At 65.1% G+C, this 23,361-nt stretch carries 22 protein-coding genes and 1 riboswitch; of the genes, 14 read left to right on the plus strand and 8 right to left on the minus strand.

Annotation, left to right across the window (positions count from 1 at the left end; translation table 11 throughout):
* The 5 genes from J0W34_RS13905 (at position 1) to J0W34_RS13925 (ending at position 6,028) form a co-directional block, all read left to right on the plus strand.
* Positions 1-201, plus strand: a complete 201-nt coding sequence (locus J0W34_RS13905; protein WP_227817902.1) for a hypothetical protein — start codon at positions 1-3, stop codon at positions 199-201.
* Between the two features lie 31 nt (positions 202-232).
* The gene (locus J0W34_RS13910; RefSeq protein ID WP_230969171.1) at positions 233-436 is read left to right on the plus strand and encodes a tautomerase family protein; all 204 of its coding nucleotides are present in this window, start codon (positions 233-235) and stop codon (positions 434-436) included.
* A 61-nt stretch (positions 437-497) separates the two neighbouring features.
* Positions 498-749: riboswitch (cobalamin riboswitch) on the plus strand.
* A gap of 109 nt (positions 750-858) precedes the next feature.
* A complete protein-coding gene (locus tag J0W34_RS13915) occupies positions 859-5,262 on the plus strand; it encodes a cobaltochelatase subunit CobN (RefSeq protein WP_230969172.1) in 4,404 nt (1,467 codons plus the stop codon).
* Positions 5,263-5,280: 18 nt separating this feature from the next.
* Positions 5,281-5,733 carry a MotA/TolQ/ExbB proton channel family protein gene (locus tag J0W34_RS13920; protein WP_230969173.1) on the plus strand — a complete coding sequence of 151 codons (453 nt, stop codon included), beginning with the start codon at positions 5,281-5,283 and terminating at the stop codon, positions 5,731-5,733.
* Complete coding sequence (locus J0W34_RS13925) at positions 5,726-6,028, plus strand: DUF2149 domain-containing protein (RefSeq protein WP_230969174.1); 303 nt, start codon at positions 5,726-5,728, stop codon at positions 6,026-6,028. The genes J0W34_RS13920 and J0W34_RS13925 overlap by 8 nt, the downstream gene beginning before the upstream one ends.
* An 87-nt stretch (positions 6,029-6,115) precedes the next feature.
* Here the strand turns inward: J0W34_RS13925 and J0W34_RS13930 are convergent, their stop codons facing one another.
* On the minus strand, positions 6,116-6,742 hold the full coding sequence (locus tag J0W34_RS13930; protein ID WP_230969175.1) for a hypothetical protein: 627 nt from the start codon (positions 6,740-6,742) through the stop codon (positions 6,116-6,118).
* Between the two features lie 213 nt (positions 6,743-6,955).
* Here J0W34_RS13930 and J0W34_RS13935 point away from each other — a divergent pair, with 213 nt between their 5' ends.
* The 8 genes from J0W34_RS13935 to J0W34_RS13970 all read left to right on the plus strand — a co-directional run bounded on the left by J0W34_RS13935 (position 6,956) and on the right by J0W34_RS13970 (position 11,398).
* Positions 6,956-7,243 (plus strand): hypothetical protein, encoded by a 288-nt coding sequence (locus tag J0W34_RS13935; RefSeq protein ID WP_230969176.1) that lies wholly within the window; start codon positions 6,956-6,958, stop codon positions 7,241-7,243.
* 481 nt (positions 7,244-7,724) lie between these two features.
* Entirely contained in the window at positions 7,725-8,480 is a 756-nt protein-coding gene (locus J0W34_RS13940; protein ID WP_230969177.1) for a DUF695 domain-containing protein, read from the plus strand.
* Positions 8,481-8,484: 4 nt separating this feature from the next.
* Positions 8,485-8,937, plus strand: coding sequence for a metallophosphoesterase family protein (locus J0W34_RS13945; RefSeq protein WP_230969178.1), 453 nt, complete (start codon positions 8,485-8,487; stop codon positions 8,935-8,937).
* 80 nt (positions 8,938-9,017) lie between these two features.
* Complete coding sequence (locus tag J0W34_RS13950) at positions 9,018-9,587, plus strand: GNAT family N-acetyltransferase (RefSeq protein ID WP_227817911.1); 570 nt, start codon at positions 9,018-9,020, stop codon at positions 9,585-9,587.
* Between the two features lie 50 nt (positions 9,588-9,637).
* Positions 9,638-10,099 (plus strand): methyltransferase family protein, encoded by a 462-nt coding sequence (locus J0W34_RS13955; RefSeq protein WP_227817912.1) that lies wholly within the window; start codon positions 9,638-9,640, stop codon positions 10,097-10,099.
* Positions 10,100-10,143: 44 nt separating this feature from the next.
* Positions 10,144-10,416, plus strand: a complete 273-nt coding sequence (locus J0W34_RS13960) for a hypothetical protein (RefSeq protein ID WP_230969179.1) — start codon at positions 10,144-10,146, stop codon at positions 10,414-10,416.
* 5 nt (positions 10,417-10,421) lie between these two features.
* The gene (locus J0W34_RS13965) at positions 10,422-10,925 is read left to right on the plus strand and encodes a gamma-glutamylcyclotransferase family protein (protein WP_230969180.1); all 504 of its coding nucleotides are present in this window, start codon (positions 10,422-10,424) and stop codon (positions 10,923-10,925) included.
* Positions 10,926-10,972: 47 nt separating this feature from the next.
* Positions 10,973-11,398, plus strand: a complete 426-nt coding sequence (locus tag J0W34_RS13970; RefSeq protein ID WP_230969181.1) for a cytochrome c — start codon at positions 10,973-10,975, stop codon at positions 11,396-11,398.
* A gap of 16 nt (positions 11,399-11,414) precedes the next feature.
* On the opposite strand, the gene J0W34_RS13975 is transcribed toward J0W34_RS13970, so the two are convergent.
* From J0W34_RS13975 to J0W34_RS14005, 7 genes are all read right to left on the minus strand, one after another.
* Complete coding sequence (locus J0W34_RS13975; protein WP_230969182.1) at positions 11,415-11,942, minus strand: GNAT family N-acetyltransferase; 528 nt, start codon at positions 11,940-11,942, stop codon at positions 11,415-11,417.
* Positions 11,935-12,192 carry an acyl carrier protein gene (locus J0W34_RS13980; RefSeq protein ID WP_230969183.1) on the minus strand — a complete coding sequence of 86 codons (258 nt, stop codon included), beginning with the start codon at positions 12,190-12,192 and terminating at the stop codon, positions 11,935-11,937. The genes J0W34_RS13975 and J0W34_RS13980 overlap by 8 nt, the downstream gene beginning before the upstream one ends.
* A complete protein-coding gene (locus J0W34_RS13985) occupies positions 12,182-13,897 on the minus strand; it encodes an AMP-binding protein (RefSeq protein WP_230969184.1) in 1,716 nt (571 codons plus the stop codon). Before J0W34_RS13985 ends, J0W34_RS13980 begins: the two co-directional genes overlap by 11 nt.
* 105 nt (positions 13,898-14,002) lie before the next feature.
* Complete coding sequence (locus tag J0W34_RS13990) at positions 14,003-16,150, minus strand: putative bifunctional diguanylate cyclase/phosphodiesterase (protein WP_227817919.1); 2,148 nt, start codon at positions 16,148-16,150, stop codon at positions 14,003-14,005.
* Positions 16,147-18,942: a hybrid sensor histidine kinase/response regulator gene (locus J0W34_RS13995; RefSeq protein WP_230969185.1), complete on the minus strand. Its 2,796-nt coding sequence runs from the start codon at positions 18,940-18,942 to the stop codon at positions 16,147-16,149. Before J0W34_RS13995 ends, J0W34_RS13990 begins: the two co-directional genes overlap by 4 nt.
* Positions 18,943-18,973: 31 nt before the next feature.
* On the minus strand, positions 18,974-19,531 hold the full coding sequence (locus tag J0W34_RS14000; RefSeq protein ID WP_230971683.1) for a YfiR family protein: 558 nt from the start codon (positions 19,529-19,531) through the stop codon (positions 18,974-18,976).
* 13 nt (positions 19,532-19,544) lie between these two features.
* Complete coding sequence (locus J0W34_RS14005) at positions 19,545-21,548, minus strand: TonB-dependent receptor plug domain-containing protein (protein WP_230969186.1); 2,004 nt, start codon at positions 21,546-21,548, stop codon at positions 19,545-19,547.
* A 178-nt stretch (positions 21,549-21,726) separates the two neighbouring features.
* Here J0W34_RS14005 and J0W34_RS14010 point away from each other — a divergent pair, with 178 nt between their 5' ends.
* The gene (locus tag J0W34_RS14010; RefSeq protein WP_230969187.1) at positions 21,727-23,274 is read left to right on the plus strand and encodes a sodium:solute symporter family transporter; all 1,548 of its coding nucleotides are present in this window, start codon (positions 21,727-21,729) and stop codon (positions 23,272-23,274) included.
* The last annotated feature ends 87 nt before the right edge of the window (positions 23,275-23,361 follow it).

The raw sequence follows: 23,361 nt of genomic DNA on the forward strand, positions 1-23,361 counted from the left end.
ATGAGCCTCAACACCACATCACGCCCGCGCGTGTTTTCCATCCCGGCGGCGCAGCCCGTCCCCTGCCCCGAATGTGGCGCCACGACCCTGGAAGTGGCGCGCGGGCGCTTCGGCCCGATCCGTCAATGTTCAAGCCCCTTCTGTGCCTACTGGTGGTCGCCGCCTCCCGACGCCCCCCAGAGCGCCAAAACCGATCGCTAACCCCCACTCGTCCACACCGGAGGTCATCCACATGCCCTACGTCAACATCAAGATCACCCGCGACGGCGCCACGCCAGAACAGAAAGCCGAACTGATCGACGGCGTCACCCAGCTGCTCCAGCGCGTTCTGGACAAGAACCCCGCGACCACCATGGTGGTCATCGACGAGGTGGACCCCGACAACTGGGGCATCGGCGGCGAATCCATCTCCATGCGCCGCGCGAACACGCGTTGACACCCACGCGCACAAACACACGCTCATGAGCCCGACGTTGACTCCCCATGCCAGCTTGATAAGCTAGCCGGCGTTTTCAGGTGCTTGCGCGTGTCGGCCATGTGCGAGTGAAACGGGAAACGGGTGCGCTCATCGAGCAATGCCCGTACTGCCCCCGCAACGGTAGGCAGATTCAGCCCCTTCCGCCCGGCCTCCCCGGCCCGGCAGCCACTGCGTTCAAACGTGGGAAGGCGAAGGTGGCGGTCGAACCGGTGTTTCACCGGCTATTCGACGATCTGTGAGTCCGGAGACCGGCCTGAGACCCAGGAGAAAGTCATCCAGGCGGGGCGCCGTGGACACGATCGTGCCATCCCCTTTCCCGGCGGCTTTCATCGAAAACCCAATGATGTCCGGGCGGGTGCGCGCGGGCGGGATGGTCTCTCATGTCTTCGATGTTGCGCTCGTGTGGCGTCCTCTGGCAGTGCCTGTGTCTGGCGCTGTGTCTGCTTTCCTTGGCGCCACGGGCCCACGCGGACGATCTTGGCGTACTGGCCATCGTCTCAGACCGCTCGGCCGCCACGGTGGTCGCCGGCGCACACCAGTTGCTCGACGCGCGCCCCGCCCAAGGCGTTCAGGTGCGCTCGCTCTCGCAACTGGCCCGCATGGACGACGCACAGCTTCAGGCGCTTGTCGCCAGGCACGATGCCGTGCTGATGCTGGCGGTGTTTGGCGAGTCCGTCGAACGACTGCTCGCGCTCAAGTACCGGAAGGACCAGTTGCGCTTCGTGTTGCACAGCGACCGTCGCCTGCTCCCCTTGCAGCACGACCGCTACGGCAACATCTTTGCAAGCGGGCTACCGGCACAGGTTGTCGACGAAAAGATGGCGCTGTTCTCGCCAGAAGCACTCGCCGCCGCCAGGACGCAGTACCCGCAGTACGCGCACTGGCTGCAGGCCCGGGCCTACTGGATCAACCGATCTGCCGACAATGCGGCCAGCTTGCTCAACATGATCTCCAGCGGCGGCGAGCGACAGGCACCGGTGAGACCGGTGCCGCCGGTGCGCTATGCACTCCACGGCGATCACGGCCCGCGCTGGCTGAGCGCGCCTGAACTGCTCGGGCAGGCCGACCCGGCACGCCCCACCCTGTGGCTGCTCGATCACGACACCGGCGATCTGTCCGGCGAATGGGCGCTGCACGAGCGCCTGTGCGACGGCCGGCCGTGGCAATGCATTTCGGTGCTGGCGGCCTGGGGCGAACCGAGCCTGGAGGCCATTCACACCATGACGCGCTTCAGGGCGACGGCAAAAAGCGCGATGGCTGTCGTCGCCGTGCAGGATTTCGTGATCGGTGGCGGCGAGCATCGCGAAGACGTCACCGCCTTGCTGACGCAACTGGACGTGCCCGTGCTCAAGGCCCTGCGCCAACGCGAACTCACCGAGGCCGAATGGCGTCTGTCGAACGAAGGCGTGCCCGCCGAAAAGGTGCACTACCGCCTGGCCATGCCCGAGTTGCAGGGCATCAGCCAGCCACAGGTGCTGGCGGTCTCCGAACCCGAGCGGCTCGATGAGCGCACGGGTGCGAGCGTGGCGATGAGTCATGTGATCGATGGCGAAGTCGAACGCCAGGCCCGCCGACTCGAACGCTGGATGATACTGCAGACCCGCCCCAACGCCGACAAGCGGGTGGCCATCGTCTATTACAACCACCCACCGGGCCGCCACAACATCGGCGCCGACAACCTGAACGTACCCGAAAGCCTGCTGGACATGCTGCGCGCGCTCAAGGCCGCGGGCTACACCACGGGCACGTTGCCGGCCGACGGCAAGGCGCTGCTCGACCGGCTGCAGGCCCAGGGTGTCAACCTGCCGGAAGACGCCGATGCCCTGGCCGGGATGGCCCCGCATGTGGCCTCGCTCGACACGCCCACCTACCGCCGCTGGTTCGAGACCCTGCCCGCCCATGTCAAGGCCGAGATGACCGAGGGCCCGGTGGCCGCGCTTCGCGCCCTGATGCACGCACAGGCCGTCGAGATCACGGCCATCGACAGCGCCCATGAACGCGCCCCGCGGATCGACCTCCTGCGCCAGCGCATGCACAGCACCATCGCCGATCTGCATCACGCGATCGACGGCGCCCGGCACAAGGGCCGGGCCCGTGCACTCGATCTGCTCGGTCAGCTCGAAGCCGCCTACGACAGCGCGCTGAACGCACTGGCCGAACGCCAGACGCCCGACTGGCCCGCCGGTGACACCCTCGCCACCGCGCTCATCGACATGCAGATCGAAGGGATTCGCGGCTGGGGTCCGGCGCCGGGGAAAGTGATGGTCTGGCAAGGCAAGCAGCTCATCCCGGGCGTGCAGTTCGGCAACGTTTTCATCGGCCCTCAGCCGCCGCGCGGCTGGGAGCTCAATGAAGAACTGCTGCACGCCAACATGTCCTTCCCGCCACCGCACCAGTACCTGGGCTTCTACCACTATCTGAAATCGGTCTTCAAAGCCGATGCACTGATCCACGTCGGGCGCCATTCCACCTACGAATTCCTGCCCAAGCGCAGCGCCGGACTGGCGGAAGACGACTACCCCAGCCTGATCGCCGGCGATCTGCCGGGCATCTACCCGTACATCGTCGATGGCGTCGGCGAAGGCATTCAGGCCAAGCGCCGCGGGCTGGCGGTGATGGTCGATCACCTGACGCCGCCACTGGCCATCACCGAGCTGTACGACGACCTGCTGGAGATTCGCCAGCTCATCGAAAGCGCCGAGGCCACCACGGATGCACCGACCCGGCGCAAGGCGGTGCTTGCCCTGCGCGAGCGCATCGACGCGGCCGGGCTGCGCGACGAGCTCGAGGCGAGCATGGACGAAGAGCTGAAAGTTCGGGGCGTGCGCTTCGAGGAGGCGGACGACGAGATGCTGCTGCATGAAGTCGGACACTACCTCACCAAGCTGCAGGAAGACTTCATGCCGCTCGGCCTGCATGTGTTCGGCCGCACGTGGTCGCCCAAAGGCATCGACACCATGCTCGCCTCCATGGCCGACGGTGCCACGGCGGATGGCGCCTCCCACGCGCAGTGGCGGCAACACCTGACCGCATCACCCGGCGCGGAGATGACCGCGCTGCTGGCCGGGCTCGATGGCCGCTTCGTCGCCCCCGGCAAGGGCAACGACCCCATCCGCACGCCTGAAGCGTTACCGACCGGACGCAATTTCTTCGCCCTCGACGGCAGTCTGCTGCCCACCAAACTCGCCTGGGAGACCGGGGCGGCGCTGGCCGACGACGTACTCAGCGGCAAGGCTGGCGTCGCAGCGCATACGGAAGAAGTCGGGGCCAACAAGCAGGGTATCATCCTGTGGGCCTCGGACGCCGTGCGGGACGAAGGCACCATGATCGCCTTCGGCCTCAAGCTGCTCGGCGTCAAACCGGTGTGGAACAGCCGCGGCATCATCAAGGGGCTGGAGCGGCTGCCCCTGGACGACAGCCAACCCAAGCGATACGACGTGGTCTTCACCACCTCAGGTCTGTTCCGCGATCTCTACGGCCAGCACATGCTCATCCTCGACAAGGCCTCGCTGGCCGCCCTGGACGCCAGCCGCGCCACCATCGAGCACGACTACCCGGCCCTCAGTCTGGCGCTGGCCGAGGCGCTCAACCCGCTGGGTGAGTGGCAGCGCGGCGGCGACGAGCCACTGGCACGGAATCAGGTGGCCGCCAACTGGGTGGATCAGGCGCGCAAGATGCTTCAGGCCCGGCCGGAGCTGACACCCGCCGAGCTCGGCCGCCAGGCCAGCGCGCGGGTCTTCGGCATCGCCCCCGGTGCGTACGGCGCCGGGGTCAACCGCATGGTCGAGCGCTCCGGCGCCTGGCAGGACCGCGCCGAGCTGGCCGAGGTGTTCACCCGCCGCATGGGCCACGCCTATGGCGCCGGGCTGGACGGCGTACCCGCGCAGGCCCTGTTCGAAACCCAGTTGCAGGGCATCAGCCAGACCTACCTGGGCCGCGCCAGCAACCTCTACGGACTCATGGACAACAACGATGCCTTCGATTATCTGGGCGGGTTCAACATGGCCGTGGAACATCAGCGTGGCGCCCCGCCCGCGAGCGCGGTCGTCAACCATGCCAACGCACGCGACACGCGCATCGACCCCCTCCACAACGCCCTGCTCGGCGAGTTGCGCGGCCGCTTCCTCAACCCGCAGTGGATCAAGCCGCTCATGGACGAGGGCTATTCCGGTGCCCGCACCATGGGCAACGAGTTCATCGAGTATCTGTGGGGCTGGCAGGTGACCAGCCCGGAGATCATCGACGACCGCGTCTGGGAAGAAGTGAAGGCCGTCTATGTGGACGACAAACACGACCTCGGCCTCGACCGTTTTCTCGCCGATGGCCACAACCGCTACGTGCAGACGAACATCCTCGCGGTCATGCTGGTGGCCATCGACAAGGGCTTCTGGGCGGCAGACGCGGCCACCCGCAGGCAACTGGCCGAGCAGTTCGCCACCAACCTGATCGAGCACGGCAACCCGGGCAGCGGCCATACCCACGCCAACCACCCGATGTACGACATGGTCAAGGCACAGCTCAGTGCCGAACGCGCCGCGCAGCTCGACGCCGTGCTGGCCAGGAGCCGGCTCGATGACACGGCCGAATCGGCCGAGGCGCCGGCACACATTCAGGAGGTCCGCCTCGAGACCGCCGACCCCGACCCGACCGCATCGCAAGCATCGCAGGCCGACACGTCCAGCCCGACGGACGAGCCAGATGCGCCAGACTACCTGCCCTGGCTGGCCGTGGCCGCCGCCCTCCTGCTGCTCGTCGGCGCCACCCGTGGCCGCCGCGCCCGATAACCCAAGCGAAGTGACCCCATGAACATGTTTTCCGGTATCTCCCTGGGCCTCATGCACCAGATCACTGCCTGGTTGCTCGAACCTGTGGTCTGGGCGCTGCTGTTCTTTGTCGGGCTGGCGCTGTACGAAGCGGGCGTGAGCCTGGGCGAGCGTTTCGGCGGCATCGGCAAGCTCACCGAGCGGGGCGACCGCGCCGCCCTCATGCAGGCCGGCCGGCGTCGCATCGAGCGGGCGGATTTCATTACCCGTCTTGCGCCCATGCTCGGCCTCATGGGCACACTCATTCCGCTCGGGCCGGGGCTCGCCGCACTGGGCGACGGCAATCTCAAGATTCTCACCACCGCCATGACGGTCGCCTTCGACACCACGGTCATCGGTCTGCTCGCCGGCATGATCGGTTTCGTCCTCGGGCGCCTGCGCCGCCGCTGGTACGACCATGCCCTGGGGCAGCTGGACGCACGCCATGGATAAATGGCGCAACTCCGCGTTCTACGACACCGAGGAAGACCCGCTCGGCCCGCTGGCCAACCTGGTCGACATCATTCTGGTGTTCGCCTGCGGACTCATCGCCGCCCTGGTCGCCTACAGCCCGGATCTGCAGCAACACTTCGGCAAGCTCGAACAGCGTGACATCACCCTGGGCAAGGAGCTGCCGACGGTGCCGGAGAACATCGACCGTGAGCGCACGGCCGGCGACGGGTACGAAGCGCTGGGACAGGTGTATCGGGATCCGCAGACCGGGAAGCTGATTCTGATCGGGCGTTGAGCACCGGCGCGCGCCACCCGATCAAGCGGTCGACGCATCCAACACGCGACACGCGACCTGAAAGAGCATCGATCAGGAGATACGTGTTCAGCCGTGCACGGTCGCGCCGTTGATGGCGATCATCAAGCCGCCTTCACCAAAGCTGAAGTCGATGACCGCCGGCGGCATGCTTTGGCTGAACAGATCGGCATAGCGGGAGATCAGCCGATCGGCCTCCGCCTGCGATCCTGCATTGGCATATTCGCGAGAGAACGCGGCAGCCCGCTCGAGGCCAGGCACATGGCTGGCCAGTGCGTGGGCATTGTGCACGGCCATCTGTATGGCCGGATCACCATTGATCGCGTCTTCAATCGCGCGGGCGTCCGGGCGGTTGCCCTTGACCGTGACATGGGGCGAATTGACGTCCTCGATGACCAGATCGAACGCGGGGTTGCGCGCAATGCCCAGCGCATCGAGTCTGGCGCCCACCAGCTGACCGGCCTTCTCAGTCAGTGTCGCCACATTCGCCCGGCTTGGCAGAAGCAATTGGTCCGTATCCAACAGACTCGCGGGCTGGCGCGTCGCCGGTTCGACCGCTTGGCGCCCCTGAGCCGACAAGTGCACCACGGTCGATGCATCATCGGGCGCATGGGCGGCAGATGTTGCCACGGCGGACGGACTCCGGCCGGCAAAGACTGCCGACGTGTAGGTCGAAACAAGGGCGCTGATGGACATATGGGCCTCCGAAGATCAAACATCGACATGCCCCCGGTACGTGCGCAATTTCCGTTCCACCCCGGGTCGACGTCCTCCTCGCGCGCCCGACAGCCGCCGTGCGCCCCTCTCCTCGAAATGACGCCGCTGGCGTAGAATGCGCGCCGCTGACGTCGGGTGCGCCTGCCGCCAACGCGTATCCACGGCCCACCGGCCATTGCAGGCAGACCTGACATGACAATGAAGAAAACCGACCTCTACAAGAACCTGGGCAAACAGATCGAGCGCCAGAACAAGGCCGCCAACCGCCCCGACCGCTTCGGCGATGGCGCCGCCGAGATCGGCAAGCGCGAGAAGAAGACCGTGGCGCCCAAGTCGGTGCCGCTCACCTGCCGCCTGAGTGCTGATCTGGTCACACGCTTGCGCGCGCATGCCCAGACGGTGGACGGCGGCGTCAGTGCCGTGGTGGAGATGGCGGTCGCGCGCTGGCTGGACGAGGTAAATCCGGACGGCGACGCCTGATCGAGTCGGTATTGTCAGCACAGAGCGTTCAAACAGGGCAGCGTGTCACTGCCCGGTACCGACGGATCTGAATTCAATCGAATCGCCATCAAGCCTTGACGCGGCCAACTGGCGACCATGCCATTCGATTGACACAATCGAGCCACAGCGCTTTCACACCAAGGCCTGCAGCCCGATAGAAGACTTGAAAAAATACCGGAAGGGCACCAAAACCGGGCCTTGAGTGCCGTCGTTTGGTGCATTTTCGACGTCCGGCACCTGCATTCAAACAGCGGTTCCACAGACATGTGCTTTGAGTTCAGCCACTTGGGGCTTCGGGCACATCCCTTGCGTCGAGCATCATGCGGGGGTTTCTGCTCTCTACCCCGGCATGCTGTCTCCTCACTTCGCCCGCTTCGCCCAAGCGGGCGTTTTCTTTTGTGCGCGGGCGCTTGCCGGTAGCATGTCCACCCAAACCTGCCTAGCACAGCACAGGACACCAATGAGCGACACCTGGGACTACTATTTTCTGCGCGTGGATGACCAGCCGGCCTCCATCTTTCTGAACCTCAGCGCCTTCGAACGGGCGCCGGATGCCAAGCTGCCGCATATGGCCTATCTGCGCCTCTACATGCAGGCGCCCCGCGAGGACGGATTGTCGAACCAGGAAGAATTCGATGCCTTGATGGCGCTGGAGGACCACGTCACCGAAGCGCTTGAAGGCGATGGCGCCGCCTATGTCGGTCGCTGCACCACCAATGGCTGCCGGGATTTCTTCTTCTATGTCGCCAAGCCTGACGACTGGGCAGCCCGGGTCGCCAAGGCGCTCGACACCTATCCGGAGTATGAATACGACGTGGGCACGCGCGAGGACGAGGACTGGGGCCTGTACTTCGGCTATCTGTATCCCTCGGCCATGGATATGCAGACCATCCAGAACCGCCGGGTGTGTGAAGCACTGGAAAATGACGGTGATGCGCTCAAAACGCCCCGGCCGATCGATCACTACGCATACTTCAAAACGGCCGCCGGCGCCGACGCCTTTGCCAACGCAGCCGCCGCCTTGGGGTTTGAAATCACGGGTCGCGGCGACCCCACGGACACCCACGACGAGTACGGCGTGCATCTGACGCGCGAAGATACGCCCAGCTACGAGCACATCGACAGCATCACCCTGCCCCTGTTCGAACTGGCCCTCGACAACGAGGGCGAATACGACGGCTGGGAATGCCCCGTCGTCGAGGGCAAGCCGAACTGAGGCCATGCGCGTCGGGCTCATTTCGGACACTCACGGGCTGATGCGCCCGTCCGTGCTCGCCTACCTGGCGGGGGCGGAGCACATCATCCATGCGGGCGACATCGGCGGTGCCGACATTCTCGACGCCCTCGCCGAACTCGCACCGCTCACCGCGGTGCGTGGCAACAACGACCACGGCCCGTGGGCGGATGCACTGCCAGAGCGCATCACCCTGGAACTGGCCGGTGTGCGCATCCATGTGCTTCACGATATCGCCGAACTGGACGAATCGGTGGATGCACACGCAGTGATTTGCGGGCACTCGCACCAGCCCCGCGCCGAGACCGTGTCCGGGCATCTGCAGATCAATCCGGGCAGCGCGGGCCGGCGACGCTTCAAGCTGCCTATTGCCGCAGGCAGTCTGTGGATTGACGGGCACGGCATTCGCCACGAGATACACACCTTCGAACCCGATTGACGAGCGTCCGGTTGCAAGTCGACACGGCATGTTGCGCCAATGTGCGCTACGCTCCGTCCCTTGCTTCTGCGTTCACACCCATGCCTCAAATCATCGAGCTCGATACCCCGCGAATGATCCTGCGCCAGTGGGCGCGTTCAGATCGCGCGCCCTTTGCCGCACTCAATGCCGACCCACGGGTCATGGCCTGTTTTCCCGCGCCCCTGAACCGGGCGCAGAGTGACGCCCTGGCCGCGCGATGCGAGGCCCTGATCCGCGCTCGTGGCTGGGGTTTCTGGGCTGTCGAGGAAAAGTGCAGCGGGCATTTCATCGGCTTTGTGGGCCTGCATATACCCGGCGCAGAGCTGCCGTTTTCCCCCTGTGTCGAGGTGGGCTGGCGCCTCGCCCATGGCGCCTGGGGCAAGGGCCTGGCCACCGAGGCCGCCCGGGCCGCCCTCACCTTCGGATTCGACCGTCTCCAATTGAACGAAGTGGTGTCGTTTACCGCCGTGATCAACCGTCGATCCCGCGCCGTCATGAGCCGGCTGGGCATGCGCGAAGCGGGCACCTTCGATCACCCACACCTGCCCGCCAGCAGTCCGTTGCAACGGCATTACCTCTACAGACTGAGTGCCGTTCGCTACCAGGCGTCACAACAAACCGTGGCGTGATCGGCGTCAAGGCCTAGAATGAACGGGTATTCGTCCCGACTCGTTCCGCCATGCTTTCATCGCTCGAATCACGCATCCCGCCACCTTTCGTTGCACTCGTGACCGCGCTTGTCATGGGCACCACGCTCGGAGGCGACCCGCGCTTCGAACCCGGATTCACCGTCAATCTGATCTACACCGTGCTGATGAACCTGTCGTGGGTCATCGCGGGCGCCGCCCTGCTCGTCATGTGGCGGGCGCGCACCACCATCAACCCCATGCACCCCGAGCGCAGCAGCGCGCTGGTCACCACCGGCATCTACGCCTGGTCGCGAAACCCCATGTACGTGAGCCTGCTGTGTCTGCTCATGGGCTATTCCCTGCAGCTCGGGCATGTGGCGGCCGTGCTTGGACCGATCCTGTTCGTGAGCTACGTCACCCGCTTTCACATCGTGCCCGAAGAGCGCGCCCTTGAAGCGCGTTTTGGGGACGCCTACCGCGCCTACAAGGCCCGAGTCCGCCGCTGGATCTGAAGCGCGCTTGACAGCCGGGCAGCCCGGCGCCATCGTCTGTGGCCATGAATATCCTCGCCGTCAGCCTCTTTCTGTTCATCTGCCTCATCACCCTGTTTGCCTGCATTCAGGTGCTGGCCGCCAAGGCCAGGGAAGACTGCCCCGATCTGCACGCCCGGATCACCGCGCACGGGGTGCCCGGATTGCGCTGGATCGGCATGGCGTGTCGTCCCGGCGCCATCGAGCGCACCGGCGGACACCTCAAGGGCATCGTCTGGGTGGTGCGGGTGATGGTCTTTGTGGTGCTGTTCGTGATCGTGCGACTGCTGATCGGTTAAGCGTCATGGCGCCGCTTGTCTACTTTGCCTATGGCTCCAACATGTCGGTCGCGCGTTTGCGTGCGCGCATTCCCGCAGCCACACCGGTCGGCCGCGGGCGACTCACCGGCCATGTGCTTCGATTCCACAAACTGGGTGATGACGGCTCTGCCAAGCTCGATGCAGCACCATCCACCGTGCCCGGTGACCAGGTGCTGGGAGTGCTCTATCACCTGAGTGCCGCCGACAAGGCCGTGCTCGACCCCATCGAGGGCCAGGGCTACGAGGTGGTCGAGGTCACCATCGAGCGTGACGACGGCCACGCGGTACGCGCCTTCATGTATCGAGCCGTACGCATCGACGCCAACGCACGTCCGTTTCACTGGTATGTGCATCATGTGCTGGTGGGCGCGCGGGAAGCCGCCCTGCCCCAGGCCTATCTCGACGCCATTGCCGCGACCCCCGCCGTCGAAGATCCGGACACGGCTCGCGCGGCCCGGGAACACGCCATTCATTCGGGAACCGCCTGAGGGCGCGACCGTCAACAAGCCCCAAGACCGCCCACTGGAAACCGACCATGCGCCTGCTCAGGATTGCCTGCCTCATCGCCACCACCAGCCTGACGCTCGGCGCCACGGCGGCCGAAGACACCCGCGAAATGGTTCAGATGCCACCGACGATGCAGGCGCACATGCTCGCGAACATGCGCGACCACATGAAGACCATCGACGGCATCCTGCGAGCACTGTCCGAGCGCCGCTTCGACGCTGCCGCCGAACTGGCCGAACAGCGCCTGGGCATGAGTTCGCTCGATGACCATGGCGCATCGCACATGGCCCGGGTCATGCCGCCCGCGATGCAGGCCATCGGCACCGGCATGCATCGGGCCGCCAGCCGCTTCGCCCTGCGGGCGCAGGAAGAAGACGCACCCGCCGCCTATCAGGCCCTGACCGAAGTGACCGGTGCCTGCGTGGCGTGCCACGACGGCTATCGGATTCGCTAGACCAAGGCCCTCGGGTTCAGAGTTTTCTGAACACCCGGATTGTCCCCGGATCGTCGGGTACGCGCTCTTGAGCGAAACCCAGTTGCCGGGCGAACTTGAGCATCTTGTGATTGCTGGCCAGCACCAGCCCGTCCATGGTTTCGATGCCGCGCGATCGCGCCACGTCCATGAGGGTGAACATCAGCACGCCGGCGATGCCGGACCCCTGCCAGGCGTCATCGACGGTGACGGCAAACTCGCAGCTCGTCCCCGACGGGTCGAGCACGTAACGCGCCGACCCCACTTCCACGGTCTCGCCATCGTGCTGCACCAGCGCCACCAGGGCCAGGTGATGCTCATAGTCGACATCGGTCAGATAGCGCAGCTTGTTGGCCGGGAGCTCGTTGAGGGTGGCCATGAAGCGGGCATACCGTGAATCGGGCGACAGATGGCGGACAAAGTCCTGTTCCATCGCTGCGTCACCCGCCCGGATCGGCCGCACCAGGACCTTGCGCCCGTCGAACAGGGTGCGTTCCCGTTCCAGTTCGACGGGGTAGTCAGCCACCGCCCGATCCTGTGCGTTCGGCCACGTAGGCGACGATGTCGTCGAGTGTCTGCAAGCGCCCATAGTCGGTTTCGGGCACCGCGATGCCGAACACGTCGGCAAGCCCGGCAAGAATGTTCAGCGAGTCCATCGAATCGATGTCGATCTGGGCACGCAGGGCGCGGTCGCCACGCAAGGCATCGAGGTCGGCCTCGGGCGCAATCCGCCGCAGCAGTGCGACAACGTCGCCACGGATGACCTCAGGCTTCATGCAGGCTCGCCTCTTCGAGCATGGACAGATCAACAATGGACTCGCCGAGCGCTTGCGCCCGCACCTGGCGGCGCATGATCTTGCCACTGCGCGTGTGCGGCAGTTCCGCCGAGAATTCGATGTGCCGCGGCGCCATCACCGCGCCGAGCCGGGCGCGCGCATGCCCTCTCAGTTCAGTGGCCAGCGCGTCGCTCGCCGCGTAGCCGGCATTGAGCGACACGACCGCGTGCACCGCTTCGCCGCAGGTGTCGTCGGGCACGCCGATGGCGGCCGCCTCCGCCACGGCCGGATGCGCCATGAGGACCCGCTCGACTTCGTAGGCACCGATCAGATGGCCCGACGACTGGATGGCGTCGTCGACCCGCCCCACATACCAGTAATCACCTCTGGCATCCCGCCGGGCGAGGTCGCCCGTCAAGTACAGGCCATTGCTGAACTGACTGCGATAGCGTGCCGGCTGATCCAGATACGCGCCGAACATGGCGGGCCAGGCAGCGTCGAACGCCAGCTCGCCTTCGGCGGCTTCATGATCGTCGAGCACATGGATCAGACCCAACGGCAGCCGGCGCACCAGATGCGCACGCACGCCGATGACCGGTCGGCCCATCGACCCATCCGCCGAAGCGCCTGCCGGCGTATTGGCAATCATGATGGCGCCGGTCTCGGTCTGCCACCAGGTATCACGAATGCGCTGGCCCAGCATGGTTCGCCCCCATTCCACGACCTCGGCATTGAGTGGCTCGCCGACACTGGCGACCACCCTCAGCGAAGTGGCCTCAAGCGGCGGCTGACCCAGCGGGCGGGCACGCATGATCATGCGCAGCGCGGTGGGTGTGGTGTACCAGACCGACACGCGCATGCATGCCAGGGTGTCGAGCCAGCGTTGCGGATCGAAGGGTGCGGTGTCGATCACCAGGGTCGCGCCGATGAGCAAAGGCGCCAGCACCCCATAGGCCGTGCCTGTGACCCAGCCCGGATCGGCGGTACACCAGAAGCGGTCCAGCCCGCCCAGATCGAGCACCTCACGCCCGGTGGCCACCAGACTCACGCCAATGGCGTGGGAATGCACCACCGCTTTGGGCGTACCGGTCGTCCCGCTGGTGAAATGCAGCAAGGCAGGCGCACTTTCGTCGGTATCGACGGAGCACGGCCCTTCACCAGACTCGGCGATCAGCAGGTTCAGATCGAACACGCCGTCCGACCACGCCCCTTCGGGGGCATCGACCAGCACGATCGCACGCAATTGGGGCAACCGGGCGCGAATGGGCGCAATTTTGCGCCGATACAGGGCATGGGTCGTGACCAGCACACCCTCCCCGCCCACGCCAATACGGGTGGCAATCGGATCGGGGCCAAAGGCGGCAAACAGCGGCGCGGCAACACCACCGGCCTTCAGTGCGCCGAGGACCAGCTTGGGAAACTCGACTGATCGCTCAAGCAGAATGTACGCCTTCAGACCGGGCCGCAAACCGACCACACGCAGGGCGTGGGCAATTCGCGTGGTTTCGGCACACAGCGCGCGGTAGCTGAGCTTGCTGACGGTGCCATCGGCCCCGCGCACCTTGATCGCAACCTGATCCGGACGCAATGCCGCATGGCGGTCGATCGCCGCCCCGAGATTCACCGTGCCATGCGGTTCGGCCAGCCAGTCGCGCGCGCTGCGCCACGCCGGCACATTGGCCCGGGTGAATTCATTCGATTCCACCTCGCTCTCCCATCCTGCTTCTCGCCTCGTCATGCCCATTGTGCATGCAAGAAGTCGGCCACACTTTGATCAAAGGCAAGTGTGTCGGGTGCAAGGTGCTGCCGATCAAGTGTCGCTGGCGAGCGCCGGGGCGACAATACTGCCCTTGCCCAGCAGGACCCTGAACGTGCTCTCGGAGACGGGCCGGGAGAAAAAGTAACCCTGCTGCACATGCCCACCCGCGGTCAGCAGCCGTCGGGATTGCGCCGCCGTTTCAACCCCCTCGGCCACCACTTCGAGACCGAACTGGCGTCCGAGCATGAGAATCGACATGGCGATGATGGCGTTGCGCTCGCCTTCATCGATATGCTTGATGAATGCGCGGTCGATCTTCAGTTCGTCGATGGGGAAGCGGTGCAGATAGCTCAGTGACGAATAGCCTGTTCCGAAATCATCGAGCGACAGCCTGAAGCCGGCCTGCTTGAGCGCATTGAGTCGCTCCAGCGTGCCTTCGGCGTCGTTCATCAGCAGGGATTCAGTGATCTCGATGGTAATCAGCGACGGGTCGACCTCGAAGGTCCGTGCGGTGGACGCGAGGCGCTCCACCGCCTCCTCGATGGCAAAGTAGGGCGCCGGCACGTTGACCGACAGGGGCACGAGCGGCAAGCCGGCCTGCCGCCATTGCGCCAGGCTCGCACACGCCATCTGCATCACGCTGTCGGTCATCGGGATGATCAGCCCGGTCTCTTCGGCCACCTGGATAAAGTGACCCGGGGCCAGCACGCCCTGCTCCGGGTGGTCCCAGCGGACGAGGGACTCGGCGCCGATCATGCGCCCGGACCGCGCATCCACCTTGGGCTGGAAATACAGGCACATTTCGCCCGCCATGAGACCGCGACGAAAATCCTTGTCCAGCTCCGCACGGGCATGCGAGAGGCGACCGAGCTCCTGACTGAAGAATTCATAGCGGGCGCGGCCCGCCTTCTTGGCCGCGTACATGGCCTGTTCAGCGGCCTGGATGAGACCGGGCACATCGTTGGCGTCGCGCGGATAGAGCGCAATCCCGGCGCTGGCCGTCACGAACTGAGGCTGGCCGTCGATCACCAGTGGCTCGGCCAGCGCGTTCAGAACCCGGGCGCACACCTGAGCAGCCACCTGATCGTTGGCCAGGTCGACAAGCAGCACGATGAACGAGTCACCCGCCAATCGGGCCACCGGCTCCTCCTGACCGTTGTCATCGCAACGCGCCAGCATGTCGGCTCCGCGCACGCACCGCTGAATGCGCCAGCCCACCTTGCACAACACGGCATTGCCGCCCTCGTGACCGAGCGAGTCGTTCACCGACTTGAAGCGGTCGAGATCGAAGTACAGCACCGCACTGGTCTTGCGAAACCGTAGCGAGTGCTCCACCGCACCCCTGCCGACCTCGAGAAAGTAGTGTCGATTGGGCAGGCCGGTGAGTTCGTCCTTGAATGACAGCGCATCGATGCGCTGCTGCGCGGCCACCCGGTCGGTAATGTCCTGGGCGATCGCCCGCAGGGTGACGATGCGACCGAGCGCATCGCGTTCGACCTCGGCCTGCTCGATCAGCACACGCTCGACGCCGTCGTCACAGACGACCGCATACTTGAGCTGGTAGGCCCGACCCGATTCGGCGGATTGCCGGCGTACCGAGGCAACCGTTGAACGATCGGATTCGCTGACATGCGCGAGCAGTGCGTCGAAATGCGTCGTCTGCCCCAGTTGATACATGTCGAGCAGACGCAGCATTTCGTCGGAACAGATGACCTCGCCCGAATCGACCACCCACTCCCAGCTACCCAGCCGCGCCAGCCGCTGGGCGGCCGACATCTGGCGCTGGTGGCGCATGGCCGTTTCGGCCAGGGCCGCCGCACGCAGGTTGAAGCGGATCCGGTGGCTGAGCAGGGTCCAGTTGATCGGTTTGGTGACGAAGTCGGTTGCACCGCGCCGGAAGGCCTCGTCCACCGATGCCGTGTCGTCCAGCCCGGTCAGCATCAGGATGGGGATGTGCAGTCCCCCCGGCATCTGCCTCAGTCGCTCGCAGACCTCGAAGCCACTGATCCCCGGCAGCATCACGTCGAGCAGGACCAGATCGAACTCACCCGAGTCAAAAGCCTGCACCCCCGCCTCGCCCGAATCGACCGCATGGACGGAGAAACCGGCGTGCTTGAGCGTTCGGCTGGCCATGCCGCGCAAGACCATGTCGTCGTCGACAAGCAGAATGTGATTGCGCTGTCTGGCTGGCGTGATCATTGTCCTGCCCTCGCCCGGATCTGCGACCGATAACGTTCAACCGCGACGCTCAGCTGGTCGAGTTCAGTGCGCGCCTCGGTCAGCCAGTCGGCACTCACCCGCCCCCCTTTGCGTAGATGGGCCTCTGCGTCCTTCATGAATGCCGACATGGCCATGGCCCCCACAGACGCACTGGACGACTTCAGAGAATGCACCAGACGCAAGGTGTCGGGCGTATCGTCCTGCTCAAGCAGCGGTGCCAGTTCGTCCAGCACACTGCAGGTATGCTCAAGATACATGTCAAGCAGCTCCTCGCCCGCAGCCGGATCACTGCCGTCGGCCACCATGGGTAAGGCGTCGATCACCGACGGGTCGAAGATCAGCACGGACTCCTCCTCGACCGTCTTCACAGACGGGGCCACTTCGGTTACAGATCCATCCACGCCATCCGGCGCAGACAGATCCAGCTGACGCGTCAGCGCGTCGCGAATATCGGCGCGCTCGATCGGCTTGCTCACGTAGTCGTCCATACCGGCCGCCAGACAATGCTCCCGATCGCCTGACATGGCGTTTGCCGTAAGGGCAATGATCGGCATACGATCGAGACCGGTGCTCTGTTCATGGCGACGGATGCAGCGCGTGGCTTCGAGACCGTCCATCTCAGGCATTTGCACGTCCATCAGGACGACGTCGTAGGCGTTGGTGCTGACCGCGTCGACCGCCTCGCGGCCGTTGCACACGAAGTCGGACTCGCATTTGAGCGAAGCGAGCACATGCATGATGACCCGCTGATTGACCATGTTGTCCTCGGCAACCAGCACGCGCACCCCGGCAAGCGCGTCGGCGCTGATGGCGGTGCTCGCATCGTGCACCGCCTGGCCGGCGTCGTGTGCAAGCACGCAGCGCCTCAGCGTCTTTCGCCGTACGGGTTTGCGTAGCAACTGTTCCACGCCCAGTTCCGCCAGCTGATCGGGGTGAACCTCGTCGCTGGCACAGGTGAGCAACACCAGGCGCAGTGATGCGTTGGCAGGGTCCTCGCGCAGTTCGCGGGCAAGCGCAACACCATCCATGGACGGCATGCCCACATCCGCCAGCACCAGCGAGAAGGGGCGCCCGGCGTCGCGGGCAAGCCGGACCCGTTCGAGTGCATCGCGCGCCGACGGAGAGGTGGAGCAACTCAGCCGCCAGGAAGCGAGCTGGCGTTGCAAGGCGCCGCGGCTGGCATGGTTGTCATCGACCAGCAAGACCCGCTTGCCGAACGTTTCTGACGACTCCACCGGCTCGCCGGCCTCCGCGACATACTGAACGGTCACGGTGAACCAGAATTGAGAGCCCTCACCCGGCTCGCTGACCACGCCCACGTCGCCTCCCATGGCGATCGCCAGCTTGCGAGCGATGGACAAGCCCAGCCCGGTACCGCCAAAGCGGCGCGTGGTCGAACTGTCGGCCTGACTGAACGCGTCGAAGATGCTGGCCTGCACCTCGCGCGAGAGTCCGACGCCGGTGTCGACAACGACAAATCGCAAGCTCACCTGCTCGCCACGTCGCTCGAGCAACTCGACACGGGTCACCACCTCGCCACGGGACGTGAACTTGATGGCATTGCCCACCAGGTTGAGCAGGATCTGCCGGATCCGGCCGGGGTCACCGCAGAACCGGCCGCGCACCTCCGGGGCAATTTCGACGACCAGTTCAATTCCCTTGTGTTGCGCGTTGCCCGCCAAGAGAACACCGGTGTCCTCGATCACGTCCACCGGGTCGAACTCGATCTGCTCAAGCACCAGCTTGCCGGCCTCGATCTTCGAAAAATCGAGGATGTCGTTGATGATGTCCAGCAAGGCGCGGCCCGACTGATTCACCGTCTGGGCGTATTCCATCTGGCGCGGCGTCAGCGGCGTACTGAGCAGCATTTCAACCATGGCGAGCACCCCGTTCATGGGCGTGCGGATCTCGTGACTCATAGTGGCCAGGAACTGGGATTTGGCCAGGTTCGCCGCTTCGGCCAGCCCCTTTGCCTCCTTGAGCTGGGCGATGGCGTCGGCCAGCGCAGCGTCGCGACTCTGGATCTGGTCGAGCATGGTGTTGAAGCCGTCGATCAGGTGGCCGGTATCCTCATCCTCCGCTGGCGGCACACGCAAGCTGTAGTCGCTCTTCTCAGAGACCTCTCGCATCGCTCGCCCCAGACGCACCAGGGGCGCCGAGATGAAGCGCTCCATGCGCGAGGCCAGCAGATAGGCCACCGCGAGTGCCGCCACAAAGACGAGCGCGGCAAACACCAGTTGCCGGTGAATCTGTGCCTTCAACTGTGCGTCGGACACGTACAGATCCAGAAAGCCGAACACCTTCCCCCCGGCCGAGACCAACTGGGTCACCCGCAAGTAACCGTCATCGAAGGTCGTGCGGACCGGGGCATCGAGACTCAGGCCGCTTGAATGGAAGTCATCGCTGACCGCCATGCGATGGGCAACGTCCACGGCCGGATGCGACGTTCTGCCTTCGACGGCGGCAAAACGGGTGCCGTCGGCCATGCGCAGATCGACGAACAGGGTGCCCGCTTCCTGGGCCAGCGCGGTACCGATTTCCTCGGCGGCGCGGTTGTCCTTGAAGGCCAGGGCCGCCGAGGCATTGACGGCGGACACCCGGGCCAGCGCGGTCGTCGAACCGACCATGGCAGCCCGCGCCGCCTCGGTCTGGTTGGCCACGAAGATCATCGAGGCCGCCAGCATGGCCAGAAACGTCGTGATCACCGCGACGGCAATGATGCGGGCGCGGATGGACAGCGCCTTGAGCCCCGAGCGAAGGATGAGCGGCATTCGCCACCTCGGCGCGGTGGCGACCGTGCGCTCAGTCATGCAGCACCTGCGCCAGCCTCAGCAGCTTGGAGCTGATCATGAGCCCCCCGCGGCGTACCGCCGAGAGGTTGATCTCGAAGACCACGCGTGCGTTCTGCAGACCCATGTTGATGCCGACGCCCGCCTGGGCCGCCCCGGGGGAGTCCGCCACGGTCAGCACGGCCGTCCCGTCGAGCGTTGAGAGAATCTGCGGCAGAATCGCCATTGACGCCTCCGGAATGAACAGCAACTGGCAGCCCGACAGGGGCGCAAGACGCCCGAGGCGCCTGACCTGCAAGCGGCGCGAGCCCACCGGCTCGCCGCCAAGCGCATCGAGTTCGGCACCGAAGGGGTCGGCACCGATGACGCACACGGTGATCTGCTCGCCCACACTCTCGGGCCACTCGACAAACAGGGCAAAGTTGTAGAGCACTGCCGCCTTGAGCGAATACTCGGGCACCGTCTGCGCTGCCGAATGGCTGCTCCCGAACGCGACGCCCAGGGCAAGCAGGATGAACATCACCCGTTCGCGAATTCGGCAGTTCAGCAACTCGAAGAGACGGAGGCACATGCTCACGTGATGCTCAGAATCCTGCCGTGATACCCAGCGTCACCGATCGACCGTCCTGCTCGATGGTGTGCTGCCAATTGGTATCGGGCGCCGGGTTCCGGTAGTGCCGGTCGAACAGGTTGCGAATATCCAGCGCGACCGTGGTGTTCCGGGCGATGGCGTCGGTGCTCAGGCACAGGTTGGAAATTGCGTAGCCTCCCGTGTTGCCGCCCATCACGGCCTCTCGCCGGGCGTCATAGCGCAACTCGTAGCCGAGCTGGGCACCGAGTACCGGCAACGGCGTGGAGGCATTGAGGCGGCCCAGCATCCGGGGCGAGTTGGCGATCCGGTTGGCGTCATCCGCACTGGCATGCTGGAAGGCAATGCTGCCGCGCAGGCTGGCGCCACTTTGCCAGCCCCGGTTGAACGAAAGTTCGATGCCGCGGGCGTCATAGTCGCCGCCCGACTGGTACTGCGGCAGACCGCTTGAGGCGTCAATCCCCAGGGCAATGACGTCCTTGATCGTCCACTGGTACAAGGCGGCACGCAACGAGCTGTCGGACGACAGGCGGTGATCGGCCACCACCTCATAAGTGGTGATGGTTTCGCCGTTCAGATCCGGGTTGGCCACCACGGAGACCGCATCGTCGTACTCGGATTCGTAGGCGTTGGGTGCCCGGTGCGCACGGCCGTACAGCAGTTTGACCACCGTGGCACCGGAAGCGGTCCAGATCACGCCCGCCCGCGGGCTGAGCTTGGTCCCGGTGACGCTGTTGTTGTCGATGCGCAGGCCAAGGGTCGCAGACACGGCATCGGCTAGCCGCCATTCGTCCTGGAGGTAAGCCCCGATGCGCTGGCCGGGCGATTCGATACGCATGTTGTTTTCCGGCGCGGACGCGTCAAGGATGAACTGGTCCACCCGGCTGTTGCGCTGGTATTCCATACCGACCATGAGCTTGTGTCGCTCGACAGCGGTGGATACGAGCTGAAGCTCGAAGCCGTGCCACATGGCCTTGCCCGGGTAACCGTAGATGTCCCCGCCGTAGGAGAATTCGCTCGCATAGCTCAGCTCGCCGGCAAAGGCGCGCGCAGACACACGCAGCGACGAGTCGGGCACATTGGCGTCGTAGCGGATCTGCAGCAGGTGGTATCGGTCTTTCTGGTATTGCCCTTCGGTCAACGGGTCCGACAGGTAGCCGGCAGTAGGATCGTCTTTCTTGCGATCGCTGATCAGATATTCCGCGCTCCACGCCTCTTGCGACGCGCGCAGGAAGAACTGGTCGACCCGCTCACCGTCGAGCCCGCGCACGCGCGAACGCCCGCCCGCTGAGCCGAAATCCATCCACAGATCGTCGCCCCGGGCCTTCATGCTCGAGACCGAGGCCACCACATCGACGCCGCTGTCGTACTTCTGCCCCCAGCTGGCGCGCGCCTCACGACGCTGTTCCGGATGGGTATATGCGGCCATGACTTCCGCGCCACCGAACGATGCGCCCGTTCGCGTCACCACATTGACCACACCGAACATGGCGTTCTGCCCATACACGGCGCCCCCCGGGCCCGGGATGAACTCGATGCGCTCGACCAGATCCATGTCGAGCGGAAACTCCCGTCCCGTCGGCCCCGCGTCGTAGAGCGGGTCATTGATCCGGTTACCGTTGATGGTCACGAGAATGCGTGTGTTGAAATCCCCCGGGATACTGAAGCCGCGGGTCCCCAGCCCCATGTACTGCCGGTCATAGCTCAGATAGAGCCCCGGCAGACTGGCCAGGGCATCTCCCAGGGTCCGCCAGCCGTAGGCATGAATTTCCTCGCGGGAGATGACGCTCACCGCCGCCGCGACCTCGCTTTGCAATTGCTCGTACTTGGAGGCCCCCACCACCGTCATGCCCATCAGGTCTTCGAGCGACATGCGTGTGAGTTTGCCCGCAGCGCTAGCGGGTGAGGCGACAAGCAGACCGGCACTCACTGCGGGCAAGAGCGTGCACACCAGGCGTGCCATACGGTTGACCCGTGTCGGGTGGCGGCAAATTTTCATCTGGAGTCGTCTCGGTTCGATGCCATTTTTTCGGCAAATTCCGCATCAACTTTAGGGATACCGAGGCGCAAAGCCCTTTATACATGCGGCATTTCGGCAGATGTTTCAAACGCGACTTGCCACCCGGCATGGGCCTGTGTTTCCCTGAAAGAGACGAACACGACAATGGAATTCGCGGATGCAGACGCTCCACACCGCCGACTACATCATCGTGGCGATCTACCTGCTGGTCGTCATCGCGGTCTGCGTGCGGGTCACACGCAAGAGCCCGGATGCGGACGACCTGTTTCTGGCCGGCCGCAGCCTGGGGGCAGGCGTCATCGGGCTGTCCCTGTTCGCCTCCAACATTTCCTCCACCACGCTCATCGGCCTGCCCGGCGCCGCCTGGTCGACGGGCATCTCGGTGGCCAACTACGAATGGATGGCGGCCCTGGTGCTGGTATTCACCGCCGTGTTCGTGGCGCCCCTGTTCATCGGTCGGCGGCTCACGACGGTGCCCGAGATCCTCGAGCAACGGTTCGATGCCCGCCTGCGCAAATATCTGTCGGCCACCAGTTTGCTGCTCAGTGTCTTTCTCGACACTGCTGGCAGCCTGTATGCCGGGGCGCTGGTGATCATGCTGTTCGTGCCAGGCCTGAGTCTGTGGCCCACCTGCGTGGCGCTGGCGATCTTTGCAGGCCTGTACACGGCCGCCGGCGGCCTGCGCGCCGTGGCCTACACCGATGTGCTCCAGTCGCTGGTCCTGCTGATCGGCTCGATGATTCTCTTTGCGCTGGTCTTCGCGGAGTTTGACTACTCCTGGGCGCAGGTGACCGCCGTGGTACCCCCCGAGAAACTCTCGCTCATCCGCCCGCTCGATGACGAGGCCCTGCCCTGGCTGGGCACCCTGCTCGGCCTGCCGATTCTCGGCTTCTACTACTGGACCATGAACCAGTACGTCTGCCAGCGACTGCTCGGCGCGCGCAACATCGAAGCGGCCGGCAAGGGTGCGCTCATTGCCGCCGCCCTCAAACTGCTGCCCCTGTTCTTCATGGTGCTGCCCGGCGCCATGGCCATCGGGCTGTTCTCCGATCTGGAGCGGCCGGACACGGTCTTCCCCCGTCTGATCGGTGAATACGCGCCCCCCGGTCTGGCCGGTCTCATGGTGGCGGGTCTGCTGGCCGCGATCATGTCGAGCGTGGATTCGGCCCTGAACTCTGCCTCGACGCTGGTGATCACCGATTTCGTTCAGCCCCGGCGCCCGCGCCTGGATGCGAAAGCCCTGGCGCGACTTGGCCGCTACACCACGCTTGGCATGATGTGCGTTGCCGCCTTGTGGGCACCGGCCATCGACAACTTCCCGGGGCTGTTCGCCTATCTGCAGCAAGGCTTTGCCTATGTCACCTCGCCCCTGGTGGCGATCTTTGCGCTGGCCATGCTCTCCCGGCGCGTGTCCGCACGAGCGGCGCTGGCCGGGCTGATCACCGGACATGCCGTCAGTGCCCTGTGGTTTATCGCGGCCCAGTTCGACTGGCTGACCATGCACTTCACCATCGTGGCCTTTGTGCTGCTGGTACTGACCGTGGTGGCGACCTATGCCTGGCAATCGGTGCTCGGCACGTCGCCAACGGCGACGCAACTCGCTTCGGTCAGCTCGGCTAACGTCGCCCCGGCACCGGCCTTTGTGCGGCGCGGCGCCCTGGTGCTGACCGCACTAACGACAGTACTGGTAGTCGCCTTCTGGTAGGCAGCGACATGCGGATACGCTTTGCTGCTTGTCGCGCGCTGGCTCGAGTGATTCAATTTTCGCCACCGCCCATACCGCCAGACACGA

Source organism: Nitrogeniibacter aestuarii (assembly GCF_017309585.1).
Taxonomy (GTDB): domain Bacteria; phylum Pseudomonadota; class Gammaproteobacteria; order Burkholderiales; family Rhodocyclaceae; genus Nitrogeniibacter; species Nitrogeniibacter aestuarii.